Here is a 15,835-nt window from a genome sequence, read left to right as displayed (position 1 = left end):
AAGATTGAGCTCCATTTTTATTTTTCTTTTGTGAGTTGTTCCAATGTTTTTCCAAGATCATGTGATCGTTTCGTTGCCTGTGTAATACAAGAAACGAGTGCTTGTTGAAATTTATTTTCCTGTAATACTTCAATGCCTGCTTCGGTAGTTCCGCCAGGAGATGTAATTTCCTTTCGCAAAATAGAAGGGTGTTTTTCGCTTGCTTTTAGCATTTCAGCAGCACCAATCATCGTCTGAAGAATAAGCGATTTTGCAACATCTTCTTTTAAACCAATTTTTTTTGCGGCGTCTTCCATCGCCTCTACTACGTAATAAATATAAGCTGGTCCACTTCCAGACAATGCAGTGACAGCATGCATATCTTCTTCCTCTACAACAGAGACGAGACCAACCGTTTCAAATAAAGATTTTGCAGTTTGAATATGTTCCGCTGTTGTATGTTTTGAAGGCGAAATAGCGGTAGCTGATTTTAAAATAGCGGCAGATGTATTTGGCATTGCACGAATGATCGGAACGTTTTTTTGAAGTAGGTTTCTAATCGAGTGAGTAGAAACACCTGCTAATAACGAAATAATAAGCAAATCCTTATTTATATATTCTTTAAGAGGGGTAAGCGCTTCTGCAACATCCTTTGGTTTCATTGCTAGAAAAAGAATATTTGTATTAGCAAGTAGTTCTTTTTTGTTATGCGTACCTTTGACACCATATTTTGTATGTAGCTCTTGTAACCTTGTCTCGTTAGAACGATTACTTACGGTAATTTGTTCTCCTTTAACTACATTTGCGTGTAACAATCCACCAATAATCGCTTCGGCAATAGAGCCTGCACCGAGAAAGGATATGTTTTGAATAGACATGATGTTCCTCCTTTAAACTTGGTTAGAAATACTTATAAATGTACATACATTCGGTTTTTTATAGAAAACACCTCTTTTTATCTGAAAATAATGACAAATTTATGTAGAAGTTGTAAACTGAAGAGGTATTCATTTTTGAACCGGAAAGAGTCAGGGGGGGCTAAGCATGACGGCGATTCACCGAATGGAGATTCCTGTGCCATTTGCAGTTGAGACTGTGAATGTGTTTTTAGTTGAGGGGGAGACATTAACATTAATTGATACAGGGACGAATACAGAAGAGGCAAAAAATGCGTTAGAAAGTCAATTAGGTGCATTAGGTTATACGATAGAAGATATTGAAACGGTAGTGATTACGCATCATCATGCGGATCATTGTGGACTTTTAAATATATTTTCTGAGAAAACGAATATTATTGGACACCCTTGGAATGAGCCGTGGATCACGCAAAATCCAGAGTTTTTAAAGCGGTATCATGAGTTTTTTAGAGAGACAGCCTTGCAGTTCGGTGTTCCAGCAGCATTTTTGAATGACGAGGCATTATTGACGACAAGGACACTTAAATATTCTTGTAATAGATCGTTAACACATACTGTGAGAGAGGGGGATCGTATTGATTCTTTACCTGGGTTTACAGTAATTGAAACCCCAGGTCATGCTTCTACTCATATTTCTTTATATAGAGAATCCGATGGGATATTAATTGGTGGGGATGCTCTCATTAGTCATATTTCTTCAAATCCAATATTAGAACCACCATATGAAGGGCAAATGGAAAGAGCACGTCCATTGCTACAATACAATCAAACGTTAAAACGTTTAAGTGAAATGAATATTTCACGTATTTTATCAGGGCATGGGGAAGATGTTCTAAATGTGAAACAACTTATTGAAACGAGGTTACAAAAGCAAGAAACACGTGCATTTAAAGTACTTGAGTTATTAAAGGAAAAACCGATGACAGCATTTGAAGTATGTGTGAAGCTATTTCCAGTATTATATAAAGAACAATTGCCGCTTACTATCTCCGAAACTGTTGGACAATTAGACTTTTTAGCATATAATCAACAAGTGATGATTGATGAATCTTCGCAACAATTGATTTATTATGCAAAGTAGGTGACAGCAATGACAGGACGCTTACAAGAAAAAGTAATCGTCATTACAGGCGCTTCTAGTGGAATTGGAGAGCAAGTTGCAATGCAAGTTGCAGAGCAGGGAGCGACTCCAGTATTAATGGCTCGAACAGAGGAGAAACTACAAGCGTTAGCAGACAAAATAAAAAAAACTTATAATACGCCTTGCTATTATTATGTATTAGACGTAAGTGAAGAGACGAAAGTACAATCTGTTTTTTCAAAGGTATTACAAGAAGTGGGACGTATTGATATATTGGTAAACAATGCGGGTTTTGGTATTTTTAAAACGTTTGAAGAGGCATCAATGGATGAAGTAAAGGATATGTTCCAAGTAAATGTATTTGGACTAGTAGCTTGTACGAAAGCGGTATTACCTTATATGGTAAAAAGAAACGAAGGACATATAATTAATATAGCTTCACTTGCTGGGAAAATTGCAACTCCGAAATCGAGTGCGTATGCAGCAACGAAACATGCCGTATTAGGGTTTACGAATAGTTTGCGCATGGAATTATCGAATACAGATATTTATGTAACAGCAATTAACCCAGGACCGATAGATACGAACTTTTTTGAAATAGCTGATCAATCTGGTACATATGTAAAAAATATGGGACGTTACATGTTAAAACCAACATATGTAGCAGAACAAATCGTAAAGGCGATGCAAACGAAAAAACGTGAAGTGAATTTGCCGAAGTGGATGGGAATGGGGCCTAAGCTCTATGCGTTATTCCCTGGTTTATTTGAACGTGTAGCAGGAAAATCATTAAGTAAAAAATAGGAGATTTCCATATGGAAATCTCCTATTTTTTTTATTTTCCAGTCACATAATCGTAAACGGTATCCTCAATTGCCTCGTATACGTCAATTTCATTATTCGAATGAATAATCACTTGAATATGTTTTACTAACATTTCCTGATCCTCTTTTGATACAGGATTGCATTGATATTGCTGAAAACTTTTTATAATCATTTTCTCAATTAACTTTTCGTTCATATTTTTCCCCGCCTGTATGTACGTATGTATTGTTTTATTGTACTTGAAGTGAAATGAAAAAACTACCATGCACTATTCTTGTATAAAAATTCGGTTGAGTATATTGTTTTTCTAGTAAAATTAAGTTTTTTTAGTTTTAAAAATTTATAAATATTTAATTGACTCTATAAATATACAATATTATAATCATACTTAATCTAAAGAATCGATATGAGGAGGAACTTATGAAAGTCGCAATTATTGGAGCAACTGGATATGGAGGTATTGAATTAATTCGGTTATTAGAGCAGCATCCGTATTTTTCGATATCATCTCTCCATTCTTTTTCGCAAGTTGGTGAGTGTATAGCGAATGTATATCCACATTTTCGAAATATCCTTGTCCATACGTTACAAGAAATTGATGTGGAGGAAATAGAGAAGGAAGCAGAAATTGTATTTTTAGCAACCCCAGCAGGTGTATCGGCAGAATTAACTCCAAAATTATTACAGGTAGGTTTAAAAGTAATTGACCTATCTGGAGACTTTCGTATGATAGATCCCCCATCATATGAACTGTGGTATAAAAGGCCAGCTGCACAAGAAGAAATTCTTAGGAAAGCAGTATATGGGCTAAGTGAATGGAAAAGGTCTGAGGTTCAAAATGCAGATTTAATTGCAAACCCAGGATGTTTTGCTACAGCTGTATTATTAGCGATAGCGCCGTTAATGCGTAGCGGCATAATTGAAGAAGATTCCATTATTATTGATGCGAAATCAGGAGTATCTGGAGCGGGCAAAACGCCAACAACAATGGCTCACTTTCCTGAGTTATATGATAACTTACACATTTATAAAGTTAATCAGCATCAGCATATTCCTGAGATTGAGCAAATGCTTGCAGAGTGGAATAGTGAAATGAAGCCAATCACGTTTAGTACACATTTAATACCGATATCACGGGGGATTATGATTACACTTTATGCGAAAGTGAAAAAGGAAATGAAAATAGAGCAGCTTCAAAAATTGTATGAAGAAACGTATGAATACTCAGCTTTCGTTCGAGTTCGCTCTCATGGAGAATTTCCAAGTCCGAAAGAAGTAAGGGGCTCAAATTATTGTGATATTGGGGTAGCTTACGATGAAAGAACAGAAAGAGTTACGGTCGTTTCTGTTATAGACAATATGATGAAAGGTGCGGCTGGGCAAGCGATTCAAAACGCAAATGTATTAGCGGGATTGGAAGAGACAACAGGTTTACAGCATATGCCGCTTTATCCATAAGGGGGACATGATGATTAAAGTAGCGTCTATTACAAAATTAGAAAGTGGTTCAATTGTAACGCCGAAAGGCTTTTCGGCAATCGGTACTAGCAATGGTTTGAAAAAGGAGAAAAAGGATTTAGGTGCAATCGTTTGTGACGTACCAGCATCGTGCGCCGCTGTTTATACAACAAATCAAATACAAGCAGCACCCCTGCAAGTAACGAAAGATAGTATAGCAACTGAAGGGAAATTACAAGCAATTATCGTTAATAGCGGAAATGCAAATGCTTGTACAGGAATGAAAGGTTTGCAAGACGCTTACGAGATGCGCGCATTAGGGGCAGAACATTTTGGGATGAAAGAAAATTACGTTGCGGTCGCTTCAACTGGTGTAATTGGAGTACTATTACCGATGGATAGCATTCGCAAGGGAGTTACATCTCTTATACCGACAAAAGAAGTAAGTGAAGCTCATTCTTTTTGTGAAGCAATTTTAACGACGGATCTTATAACGAAAGAAACTTGTTATGAGATGATTATTGATGGAAAAGAAGTGACTATCGCTGGTGTTGCTAAAGGTTCAGGAATGATTCATCCGAATATGGCAACGATGCTTAGTTTTATTACAACAGATGCCAATATAGAGCATGAAGTATTGCAAACAGCATTATCACAAATTACGAATCATACATTTAACCAAATTACGGTAGATGGAGATACTTCTACAAATGATATGGTCATCGTTATGGCAAGTGGATTGTCGGAAACGAAACCAATCAATATGGAACACACAGATTGGGAAACTTTCGTATTTACTTTACAGAAGGTATGTGAAGATTTAGCAAAAAAAATTGCACAAGATGGTGAAGGTGCTACGAAGTTAATAGAAGTAAATGTGCTAGGGGCTAAAGCGAGTGAAGAGGCAAAGAAAATTGCAAAGCAAATAGTTGGTTCAAGTCTTGTGAAAACCGCAATACACGGTGAAGACCCAAATTGGGGGCGAATTATTAGCAGTATTGGACAAAGTGAAGTAACGATTAATCCAAATACAATTGATATTACTCTTCAATCTATCGTTGTGCTAAAAAATAGTGAACCTCAAATATTTTCTGAAGAGGAAATGAAAAAGAAATTAAAAGAACATGAAATTATTATTGATGTGTATTTACATGTAGGAAAAGAGACCGGATCAGCTTGGGGATGCGACTTAAGTTATGATTATGTAAAAATAAACGCTTGTTATCGTACATAAGGAGAGAGAAGATGAGTGATTATATCGTAATTAAATGCGGCGGTAGCATGTTGGATCAATTAAATCATGTGTTTTTTGGTTGTATAAAGAAATTGCAACAGAAGTATAAGGTAGTGATTGTCCATGGTGGTGGCCCAGAAATTGATGCCAAATTAAAAGAGTGTCATATCGAAGTGGAAAAAAGAGATGGATTACGAGTAACACCAAAAGAAGTGAGGGATGTTGTTCAAATGGTGCTATGTGGTAGTACAAATAAAAAGTTTGTAATGAATTTACAAAAGAATAATTTACTGGCCGTAGGGCTTTCAGGGTGTGATGGTAATTTACTTCAAGTTCAACCTGTCAGCGAAGAAATAGGATATGTAGGAGAGGTAAGTTATGTAGAAACAACCTTATTAAAAAAATTAATAGATATGAATTATATTCCTGTTATTGCCCCAATCGGAATAAATGGTAATGAGGTGTATAACATAAATGCGGATACTGCTGCAGCTGGGATTGCGGATGCGCTATCCGCAAAAGAACTTATTTTCATTACAGATGTAGATGGGATATTACATGAAGGGAAATTGGTAAAGAAAACAGATGAGTCTGAGATTGCAACTTTTATAGAAAAAGGTGTTATTACAGGCGGGATGATTCCGAAAGTACAGGCGGCACTTACATCATTAAAAATGGGAGTACAAAAGGTAAGTATTGTGAATGGTACAAAGGATTTTACTGAGGTCACAGGCGAGTGTATCGGAACGACGGTAACGAAAGGCGTGAGTATTGTATGACGAGTCATCTTTTTCAAACGTATGGAAGAAGAAACGTTGAGTTTGTAAAGGGGAATGGAACGAAAGTTATTGATAAACATGGTAAGCAATATGTAGATTTCACTTCCGGTATTGGAGTATGTAATTTAGGACATTGTCATCCTACTGTTGTAAAGGCGGTTGAAAAGCAACTTGGAGACATATGGCATATATCGAATTTATTTACAAACTCCTTACAAGAAGAGGTTGCATCGTTAGTAACAGAAAATACAGCATTAGATTATGTGTTTTTTTGTAATAGCGGGGCAGAGGCGAATGAAGCAGCTTTAAAGCTAGCTCGTAAGCATACTGGAAAATCTCTAGTCGTAACATGTGAGCAGTCTTTTCACGGTAGAACATTTGGAACGATGAGTGCAACAGGTCAAGATAAGGTGAAAGAAGGGTTTGGTCCACTACTTCCGTCTTTTTTACATATCCCTTTTAACGATATACAAGCATTAGAGGAAGTAATGAATGAAGAAGTTGCGGCAGTAATGATAGAAGTTGTTCAAGGAGAGGGCGGAGTCATACTAGCTGATTCGTTTTTTTTGAAAGAAATCGAAATATTATGTAATAAGTACGGTTCTCTATTTATTATAGACGAAGTACAAACGGGTATAGGAAGAACCGGAACACTATTCGCTTACGAACAAATGGGAATAAAACCTGATATCGTTACTATCGCTAAGGCTCTTGGAAATGGTATTCCCGTTGGAGCAGTAATTGGTAGGAAAGAACTGGGCTCTTCTTTTAATGCGGGATCACACGGTTCAACTTTTGGAGGGAATTATATTGCGATGACTGCTGCGAAAGAAGTGTTACAGGTAAGCAAGGAACCATCCTTTTTAAAAGACGTACAGGAAAAGGGCGAATACGTATTAAAGAGATTGCAAGAAGAGTTATGTCATGTCGAATGTATTCAAAATATTCGTGGCAAGGGGCTTATGATTGGAATCGAATATAAGCATGAAGTTTCAAATTTTATAGAACAACTTGAAAAAGACGGGCTACTCGTATTACAAGCAGGGCCGAATGTCATAAGACTATTACCGCCACTCATTGTAACGAATGAAGAGTTAGAACAGGCAGTATATATGATAAAAAAAGTAGTTTGTACAAAAAACGTATCAATTATATAAGGGGGAAATTTCATGTCAACTGTACAAGTACCGAAATTAAATACGAAAGATCTTTTAACACTAGAAGAATTAACGAAAGAAGAAATTATTTCTTTAATTGAGTTCGCTATATATTTAAAAAAGAATAAGCAAGAGCCTTTATTACAAGGTAAAATATTAGGGCTTATCTTTGATAAACATTCAACTCGTACTCGTGTATCTTTTGAAGCAGGAATGGTACAGCTCGGAGGACATGGAATGTTTTTAAGTGGGAAGGAGATGCAAATCGGAAGAGGAGAGACCGTTTCTGATACTGCGAAAGTACTGTCTCATTATATTGATGGGATTATGATACGTACATTCTCACACGCGGATGTAGAAGAGTTGGCAAAAGAATCGAGCATTCCTGTTATTAATGGATTAACGGATGATCATCATCCTTGTCAAGCATTAGCAGATTTAATGACGATATATGAAGAAGTGAATACATTTAAAGGAATTAAATTGGCTTATGTAGGTGATGGGAATAATGTGTGTCATTCGTTACTGTTAGCGAGTGCAAAAGTCGGAATGAATATGACTGTGGCAACACCCGTAGGGTATGAACCGAATGAGGAAATTTTTAAAAAAGCGTTAGCGATTGCTAAAGAAACAGGCGCTGAAATTGAAATTTTGCATAATCCTGAATTAGCGGTACAGGAAGCAGATTTTATTTATACTGATGTTTGGATGAGTATGGGGCAAGATGGAGAAGAAGAGAAATATACTTTATTTCAACCTTATCAAATCAATAAAGAACTTGTTATGCATGCAAAGCAAACATATCGTTTCTTACACTGTTTACCTGCTCATCGTGAAGAAGAAGTAACAGGAGAAATTATTGATGGACCACAGTCTATCGTTTTTGAGCAAGCTGGTAATCGATTACATGCTCAAAAAGCATTATTAGTAAGTTTATTTAATAATGTAGAAGAACCTTCCTAAAAGGAAGGTTTTTTATATTAAAATGTCGGATGTATATTTGGTTAATCATTTTTATATCATTTATAATAGAAAGAGAAAACTAAATTTGTTATTCAGTGCGTGTAAGGACATACTACATATAAAATATAGTTAAAGAGATGATGAGAGTGAAAACAACTAAGCAAACATATTCGTTTTTTCAGCGGATGTGGAGAATATTAAAGTTTCAATATTATAAGTTGCTTCGATCGCCAGAAGGAGCAAAGAAAGTGTCGTTAGGTTTTGCTATTGGTTTTGGTTTAGAAATGTTAGTAATTTATACAGCATCGCTCGTATATGTAATATTTTATCCAATCGTTCGATTAGCAAAAGGATCATTTCCTGCTGCAGTTATTGGCAATATTATTGGGAAAATATCGTTTCTCCCAGTGTTTTTATTTCCGCTTGCGTATGCGCTAGGGAAAATGATTTATCCATTTCATGTACAAAAAATACATCATGAACCATTCACGATATCGGACTTGTTTTCAAGTCACATTTTCACGATGTTAAAGAGCTTATTACAGAGTGAAGTATATGTATTAATTGGAATGACAATTTTAGGAGTTGTATTCGGTGTAGTTTCATATTTCGTTGTGCATTATTTATATGAAAAGAATCGTAAGTTACGTTTGAAGAACAGAAAGAAAAAAGTGAGAGAACCACTTGTACAAATATAAAGAATGGCACATTCATTTTCTCCTTTGAATATGTTTAAGAAAAAGGGGGAGAGAATGGATGTATTATTACTATGTACCTCAAGTATACCCATATATAAATTATTATCCGGTAAACGATCTGAGACAGCAAGTTGGAGTGTATCAACAGCAACAATTTCAGCAATTGCCACAAATACCACCACAACAATCGACGCAAGATCAAAAACCATATTTAACGACATGGCCATATTCAAATGTATACTACGGTAACTATTATGAATCATAAAGCTGCTTCTATTTAGAAGCAGCTTTATGCGTTTGTTTTCAAAATTAAATTTTGAATGGTTTGAAGAGATTGAATGAGCTTTTCGCGCTCTTCCTCAGATAATGTTTGGAAATTTTCTTTTAGTTTGTCTAAAATGAATTGCTGATACTGATTTACTAATAATTTCCCTTCAGCTGTTAGAGAAATTAAAATGACCCGTCGATCTTTTTCGCTATAATGACGCTCTATTAGTTCCTCTTGAATAAGTTTGTTTAATAGAGGTGTCATGTTAGGCCTTGAAATCGCTAGCCGCTTGCCGATTTCGGAAACTGCTAATGTGCCATTTTCATGCAAAAGTAGTAATACTTGTGTATGTGATGGCGGCATATGTCTTTGAGAAGAAAATTCTCCAGGAAGCATAAATTTGCGATAAAAAAGAGGCACTAGCGAAAGAAGATGATCAACAATACGTTCCCACTCGCGTGATTCCATATAAAGGCCCCCTTCCACTTTCATTGTAACAAAAAAGACATGGTATAAAAATAGAATTGTTTCACAGCAGCTTTAATATTTGTAGGATAACACTTGCTTTGTAAATGTATTAGCAATAATCGCATAGCCGTTATCATTTGGGTGCACTTGGTCAAATAGTAAATCTTTTTTATCATTCGATATTAATTTACGAATTGGTAAAACGATAGACGGTTGATTTGCTTTTGAAATGGAATAAACGGATTCATTCCATCCGTCTAAAAACATGTCTGCATAACTTGCGATGGAGTCATCGAGTTGTAACGGGTTATAGAGTTCTGAGAGAATGAGTAAAGCGTTCGGATTTTGATCTCGAACTGTCTTTACAATAGTTTTTATATCCGCTTCAAAATGAGCTTTTTCTTTATTTAACATTTTAATACCATCTATAACACCGACATCACGATTTAAGCGAAATAAATTATTTCCTCCAATATTAATCGTAATTATATTTGCAGCTCTAATTTTTTGCTTTACATCTTCTGATTGAACTTTTTTAGCGAGACGATCTGTAGTAAGGCCGTTTATCCCAAGATTTTCTACTGTAATTGGTTTATGAATTTGTGCTTCTATTTGTCTGGAAGCTAATTCAGCAAATCCACCTTGTGTCGATCCATATCCTTTAGCGAGTGAATCACCTAATACGAGGTGATAAAAGGAGTCGTTTGTTTGCTTATCAATCCAACTTGGAGCAGATGTTTTCTCTGTTTTGTCTTCAGGTTCGTTTTGTTTTGTCTCATCGTTCTTTTCAAAATTAGAATAAGAAATGATTAGAAGGAGGAGACAAACAACTATTAAGATGACTTTTTTCATAAATTCATCCTCCTTGTAATTGGTAATTGTATCATATTCAGCAGTATTAGCAATGTAAGGGCATATTATATGTTTATGAAAAGTTTACAATAACTTTACAGAAAATTTGTTGAAGTTTGTCAAAAAATATTGACGATACGAAAGAGTTTTATATATGATAATGTCAGATAAGGTGAAATGCTACTTAGTGGGAGCTTTATCTCCCGTTAATTGTTAGTCTTCATCAATCGAGCGTTTAAGGGGACTACTCGTTAGCGCAGGATGAAATGAAAATCGTGTCTCTAATAGAAGAAAAAAGGTATGTGATTATGGACCGATAGGGATTCATTTCATTATTTCTGGTAATTGTATAAGGGGGATTTTTTGTGAAAAAGTCAAAAAAAATGCTAGCTGGAGCAACTCTTGCTATAGGTGTAATAGCGCCGCAAGTATTGCCAACAACAGCTCATGCGGATGAGAATACTGGGGAGAGTACAGTTAACTTACGAATTCTAGAAACATCAGATATTCACGTTAACTTAATGAATTACGATTATTATCAAACGAAAACAGATAATAAAGTAGGTCTCGTGCAAACGGCAACACTCGTTAATAAAGCACGTGAAGAAGTGAAGAACTCGGTCCTATTTGATGATGGGGATGCATTACAAGGGACGCCGCTTGGAGATTATGTAGCGAATAAAATAAAAGATCAGGAGAATTCTGTTGATACTAACTATGTCCATCCATTATATCGTGTAATGAATTTAATGAAGTATGACGTCATCTCTCTTGGGAATCATGAATTTAACTACGGTTTAGAGTATTTAAAAAAAGTGATTAAAAAAACGGATTTCCCGGTTATTAACTCGAATGTCTATATAGATGACCATGATGGTAATGATGAGAATGACAAGCATTACTTTGATAAACCATATCATATTTTTGAGAAAGAAGTAGTGGATGAATCAGGACAAAAACAAAAGGTGAAAATTGGCGTAATGGGATTTGTTCCACCTCAAGTTATGAACTGGGATAAAGCAAATTTAGAAGGAAAAGTTAAAGCGAAAGATATAGTTGAAACAGCGAAGAAAATGGTGCCGAAAATGAAAGCGGAAGGTGCAGATGTTATCGTTGCACTAGCTCATTCCGGTGTTGATAAAAGTGGATACAACGTTGGTATGGAAAACGCGTCGTATTATTTAACAGAGGTTCCTGACGTAGATGCAGTATTAATGGGACATTCACATACTGAAGTGCAGGATATATTTAATGGTGTTCCAGTTGTAATGCCTGGTGTGTTTGGCAGTAACTTAGGTATTATTGATATGCAATTGAAAAAGGTAAACGGAAAATGGGAAGTACAAAAAAAGGATCAACCTAAGCCAGCACTTCGTAAGATTGCTGATGGTAAAGGTAATCCATTAGTACAGTCGGATCAAAAATTAGTTAATGAAATTAAAGATGAACATGAAAAGACAATCGAATATGTAAATACACCTGTAGGTAAAACGACTGCACCAATTAATAGTTATTTTTCACTAGTACAGGATGATCCTTCCGTACAAATTGTGACAAATGCGCAAAAATGGTACGTAGAACAAGAACTTAAAAAACCAGAGTACGAAAAGTTTAAAGGTATACCAGTTTTATCTGCAGGCGCACCATTTAAAGCAGGTGGCCGAAACGGTGCTACATATTATACGGATATTCCAGCTGGAACGTTAGCAATTAAAAACGTTGCAGATTTATATGTATATCCAAATACTTTATATGCTGTAAAAGTAAATGGGGCACAAGTGAAAGAATGGCTTGAAATGTCTGCAGGTCAGTTTAATAAAATTGATCCAAAGGAAACGAAAGAACAGCCGTTAGTAAATATAGGCTATCCTACATATAACTTTGATATTTTAGATGGTTTAAAATACGAAATTGATGTGACGCAACCAGCAAAATATGATAAAGATGGAAAAGTTATAAAGGAAAATGCGAATCGTATTGTAAATATGACGTATAAAGGTAAGCCAGTAGCTGACAATCAAGAATTTATCGTCGCTACAAATAACTATCGTGGAAGTAGCCAAACGTTCCCAGGTGTAAGTAAAGGGGAAGTTGTATACCAATCACAAGATGAAACACGTCAAATCATTGTGAAGTATATGCAAGAAACACCAGTTATTAATCCAGCAGCCGATCAAAACTGGACATTTAAGCCGATTGTTGCAGATAAATTAAATACAACATTCGATTCTTCACCAAATGCACAAAAGTATATAAAGAAAGATGGGAAAATATCATATGTTGGACCATCTGAAAATGAATTTGCTAAATATGCAATTGATATAACGAAGAAGAACGATGGTGGAGAAAAACCAACAACACCACCAACAGGTGAAGGTAATAATGGAGGAAATCCAACGACACCACCAACAGGTGAAGGCAATAATGGAGGGAATCCAACGACACCACCAACAGGTGAAGGTAATAATGGAGGGAATCCAACGACACCACCAACAAATGAAGGTAATAGTGGAAACAATGCAGGATCTGGACAAACTACAACAGATGATCAAAATACAAAAGAAACAACGACAACTGTAAGTGAAAATAAAGAAGCTGACAAAGATGAGCGTGATTTACCGAAAACAGGTGCAAGTGTTGCTTCTACAATTGGAGCGGGTCTTGCATTTGTTGGAGCGGGATTACTTATGTTATTTAGAAGAAAGAAAGCGAATAGATAGTCGAGAAATATAAAAAGGATTACCGATTAAGGTAATCCTTTTTGTTACATTATGAAACTGGTACTGCTTTTTCTTTTTTCCATGAAAGACCGAATCCAGTAAAGCCGACGATAATGGTTACAACTGGACAAGCTAAACAGAAGATTGCGTATGGCAGGTAATCGAATGTTGGAACGCTAAGAACGTTTGTTAAGAATACGCCACTTACACCCCATGGTACGAGTGGATTAATTACTGTACCAGCATCTTCTAATACTCGTGATAAATTACGACGTTCTAAACCGACTTCATCGTATTTATTAGCAAATGCTTGTCCTGTTAAAACGATGGATAAGTACTGCTCACCAAGTAAGAAGTTTACACCAATTGCAGTTGAAGCAGTAGAAATAATTAAGCGTGTACTATTTTTAACAAAGCTAGAGATGATATTCATCAGCTGCGCGATAATACCCATCCCTTGTAGTAATCCTCCCATGCAAAGAGCTAGGAAAATAAGGGAAACGGACATCATCATACTTTGTAAACCGCCGCGAGATAATAAGCTATCAATATCTTTTATACCAGTTTTAGAAACGTAACCGTCCTGCATAATTTTCATTAAATCAGTTAGAGATGTACTAGGTTTGAAAATAAAGAGAATAATGATTCCTACTACGATTCCAGCAAGTAATGTTGGAACTGCTGGAACCTTTTTGAATGCGAATAGGAACAGTAATAAAATTGGAATAAGTGTAACGATAGAAATTGTTGCATTTTTTTCTAACGTGCTAATAAAGGATGTGAAATCAACATTGCCTCCAGATCCACTGCCTAAAATGAAATATGCAATAAAAGCAATAATGAAAGCTGGAACTGTCGTCCAAAGCATGTTACGAATATGTTCAAATAAATCTACACCGGTTACAGCAGGAGCTAAGTTTGTTGTATCAGATAAAGGAGACATTTTATCCCCAAAGAATGCACCAGAAATAATTGCACCAGCGATAAGCGCTGGATCGTATCCAAGAGCACTACCCATGCCCATAAAGGCAAGTCCTACAGTTGCAGCAGTTGTAAATGCACTACCGATACTCGTTCCAACAATCGCACAAACAACAAAAACAGTTGGAACGAAAATTTTCGGAGATACAAGTTGGAAGCCGTATACCATTAAAGTTGGAATTGTTCCAGCTGCGATCCATACACTAATTAATACGCCTACAAGTAAGAAAATAAAAATAGATGGAATCCCCGCTGAAATACTACTGATCATCCCTTTTTCCATAGTAGACCAAGAGATTTTTTTCATAAACCCAAACGCTAATAAAATAACGATACCGAATAAAATCGGGATATGCGGTGAAACTTCTAATTGAATAACACTAAAACCAATACAGAAAAAGATAAAAATTGTTAAAAGAACAGATTCAATTTTTGAAACCATTGTTTTCCCCTCCTAATTAATCGAGAATAGCCTTTTTTATATAAAATTCGCCAATATTGTATATTTCCTTTTAAATTTTAGAATTTTTTGACAAATTACCGGTAATTTGTTAATACTTCTATATGATACGGAAATGATTGGATAAAAAAACGTCCCTGCATATAATTATGCAGGGACGAAGAAATCGCGGTACCACCCTAGCTTGTAAAATGAATGTATCACAAAATAAAGGGTCGTATGATATGCGTTAATAAAATAAAAAACGCCCCTGCAATATATGCAGGGACGAAAAATTCGCGGTACCACCCTAAATTGTGAAACAGTGTCGTTTCACCACTCTTTAGACATAACGGTCTATAACCGTCTTTCACTACTCCTTACGTTTCGTAAAAGAAGCTCCAGGGGGTAATTCATAATTCGCTCTGTACTGGTTCGCACCGACCACCAGCTCTCTGAAATCAGAAATCGAAATACTACTAAATCCTATCAACGCCGATTCATATGATGTTAGTTAAATTTTTATCATATATTCATCATACATGTCAATAAAAATGTGTAATATTTTTTTAGGGAAATAAAGGAGATAGGTTTTAACATTGAAAAATGTGCGTTATAATGAATTCGAAAGGGGAGAAAAGAGTGAAGAAAAAACTAATTCTTTTTACCACCTTACTAGTCATTGGCGGAAGTGCTGGAATTTACACAGCTTTTGCAGTTGAATCAGAGCAGGTGAAGCAAAAGCAAATCCAGCAATCAGAAGTGAAGAAAGTGAAAGAAACGGAAGAGAAGAAGTCGATGGAAAAAGCAGCTGCGAAACTAGGAGTTTCTACTGATGAGAAAACAAAAGAGGAAATTACGAAAGAAGTAAACACAGCTAGATTTGAGAAGCGTCATGATTTATTAATTGAGCATGCAAAACAACTGGGAATTGATACAGAAGGAAAAAAAGATGAAGAGATTATTTTAGAAATCGGAAAGATACAGCATGGAAAGTAGAACAACTTATCGTATGA

Annotated in this window: 16 protein-coding genes and 1 other annotated feature; of the genes, 11 read left to right on the top strand and 5 right to left on the bottom strand. The window is 35.8% G+C overall.

Annotation, left to right across the window (positions count from 1 at the left end):
* Window positions 1-17: 17 nt before the first annotated feature.
* Window positions 18-857 (bottom strand): pyrroline-5-carboxylate reductase ProI, encoded by an 840-nt coding sequence (proI, locus tag JDS98_RS14955; protein ID WP_000027276.1) that lies wholly within the window; start codon window positions 855-857, stop codon window positions 18-20.
* 166 nt (window positions 858-1,023) lie between these two features.
* Here proI and JDS98_RS14950 point away from each other — a divergent pair, with 166 nt between their 5' ends.
* Together JDS98_RS14950 and JDS98_RS14945 are read left to right on the top strand one after the other, a co-directional pair.
* Entirely contained in the window at window positions 1,024-1,977 is a 954-nt protein-coding gene (locus tag JDS98_RS14950; RefSeq protein ID WP_199634010.1) for an MBL fold metallo-hydrolase, read from the top strand.
* A 9-nt stretch (window positions 1,978-1,986) separates the two neighbouring features.
* Window positions 1,987-2,781: an SDR family oxidoreductase gene (locus JDS98_RS14945; RefSeq protein ID WP_000147787.1), complete on the top strand. Its 795-nt coding sequence runs from the start codon at window positions 1,987-1,989 to the stop codon at window positions 2,779-2,781.
* A gap of 31 nt (window positions 2,782-2,812) precedes the next feature.
* On the opposite strand, the gene JDS98_RS14940 is transcribed toward JDS98_RS14945, so the two are convergent.
* Window positions 2,813-2,998, bottom strand: a complete 186-nt coding sequence (locus JDS98_RS14940; RefSeq protein ID WP_001003215.1) for a YqzH family protein — start codon at window positions 2,996-2,998, stop codon at window positions 2,813-2,815.
* A gap of 224 nt (window positions 2,999-3,222) precedes the next feature.
* Here JDS98_RS14940 and argC point away from each other — a divergent pair, with 224 nt between their 5' ends.
* The 7 genes from argC (at window position 3,223) to JDS98_RS14905 (ending at window position 9,356) form a co-directional block, all read left to right on the top strand.
* Window positions 3,223-4,260, top strand: coding sequence for an N-acetyl-gamma-glutamyl-phosphate reductase (gene argC / locus JDS98_RS14935; protein WP_199631931.1), 1,038 nt, complete (start codon window positions 3,223-3,225; stop codon window positions 4,258-4,260).
* A gap of 10 nt (window positions 4,261-4,270) precedes the next feature.
* Window positions 4,271-5,494, top strand: a complete 1,224-nt coding sequence (argJ, locus tag JDS98_RS14930) for a bifunctional glutamate N-acetyltransferase/amino-acid acetyltransferase ArgJ (protein WP_000598406.1) — start codon at window positions 4,271-4,273, stop codon at window positions 5,492-5,494.
* An 11-nt stretch (window positions 5,495-5,505) separates the two neighbouring features.
* Window positions 5,506-6,273 carry an acetylglutamate kinase gene (argB, locus tag JDS98_RS14925; RefSeq protein WP_199631933.1) on the top strand — a complete coding sequence of 256 codons (768 nt, stop codon included), beginning with the start codon at window positions 5,506-5,508 and terminating at the stop codon, window positions 6,271-6,273.
* On the top strand, window positions 6,270-7,430 hold the full coding sequence (locus JDS98_RS14920; protein WP_000200530.1) for an acetylornithine transaminase: 1,161 nt from the start codon (window positions 6,270-6,272) through the stop codon (window positions 7,428-7,430). Before argB ends, JDS98_RS14920 begins: the two co-directional genes overlap by 4 nt.
* Before the next feature lie 12 nt (window positions 7,431-7,442).
* Window positions 7,443-8,393, top strand: coding sequence for an ornithine carbamoyltransferase (gene argF, locus JDS98_RS14915; protein WP_199634009.1), 951 nt, complete (start codon window positions 7,443-7,445; stop codon window positions 8,391-8,393).
* Between the two features lie 137 nt (window positions 8,394-8,530).
* Entirely contained in the window at window positions 8,531-9,091 is a 561-nt protein-coding gene (locus JDS98_RS14910) for a DUF2062 domain-containing protein (protein ID WP_002059978.1), read from the top strand.
* A gap of 58 nt (window positions 9,092-9,149) precedes the next feature.
* Entirely contained in the window at window positions 9,150-9,356 is a 207-nt protein-coding gene (locus tag JDS98_RS14905) for a hypothetical protein (RefSeq protein WP_000291937.1), read from the top strand.
* Window positions 9,357-9,380: 24 nt separating this feature from the next.
* Here JDS98_RS14905 and JDS98_RS14900 read toward each other — a convergent pair whose 3' ends face one another.
* Together JDS98_RS14900 and JDS98_RS14895 are read right to left on the bottom strand one after the other, a co-directional pair.
* The gene (locus JDS98_RS14900; protein ID WP_000445820.1) at window positions 9,381-9,827 is read right to left on the bottom strand and encodes a MarR family winged helix-turn-helix transcriptional regulator; all 447 of its coding nucleotides are present in this window, start codon (window positions 9,825-9,827) and stop codon (window positions 9,381-9,383) included.
* 72 nt (window positions 9,828-9,899) lie between these two features.
* Entirely contained in the window at window positions 9,900-10,679 is a 780-nt protein-coding gene (locus tag JDS98_RS14895; RefSeq protein WP_000755809.1) for a GDSL-type esterase/lipase family protein, read from the bottom strand.
* Between the two features lie 365 nt (window positions 10,680-11,044).
* Here JDS98_RS14895 and cpdB point away from each other — a divergent pair, with 365 nt between their 5' ends.
* Window positions 11,045-13,399: a bifunctional 2',3'-cyclic-nucleotide 2'-phosphodiesterase/3'-nucleotidase gene (gene cpdB / locus JDS98_RS14890; protein WP_199634008.1), complete on the top strand. Its 2,355-nt coding sequence runs from the start codon at window positions 11,045-11,047 to the stop codon at window positions 13,397-13,399.
* Between the two features lie 49 nt (window positions 13,400-13,448).
* Here the strand turns inward: cpdB and nhaC are convergent, their stop codons facing one another.
* On the bottom strand, window positions 13,449-14,822 hold the full coding sequence (gene nhaC, locus JDS98_RS14885; RefSeq protein ID WP_199634007.1) for a Na+/H+ antiporter NhaC: 1,374 nt from the start codon (window positions 14,820-14,822) through the stop codon (window positions 13,449-13,451).
* A gap of 278 nt (window positions 14,823-15,100) precedes the next feature.
* Window positions 15,101-15,321: a binding site (T-box leader), on the bottom strand.
* A 140-nt stretch (window positions 15,322-15,461) separates the two neighbouring features.
* Between nhaC and JDS98_RS14880 the strand changes: the two genes are divergently transcribed.
* Window positions 15,462-15,818, top strand: coding sequence for a hypothetical protein (locus JDS98_RS14880; protein WP_199634006.1), 357 nt, complete (start codon window positions 15,462-15,464; stop codon window positions 15,816-15,818).
* The last annotated feature ends 17 nt before the right edge of the window (window positions 15,819-15,835 follow it).

Source organism: Bacillus cereus group sp. N11, from assembly GCF_016483605.1.
In the GTDB taxonomy this organism is placed as follows: Bacteria; Bacillota; Bacilli; order Bacillales; family Bacillaceae_G; genus Bacillus_A; species Bacillus_A toyonensis.
The sequence above is the reverse complement of the archived record's forward strand: the minus strand, read 5'-3'. Positions and strand labels throughout refer to the sequence as shown.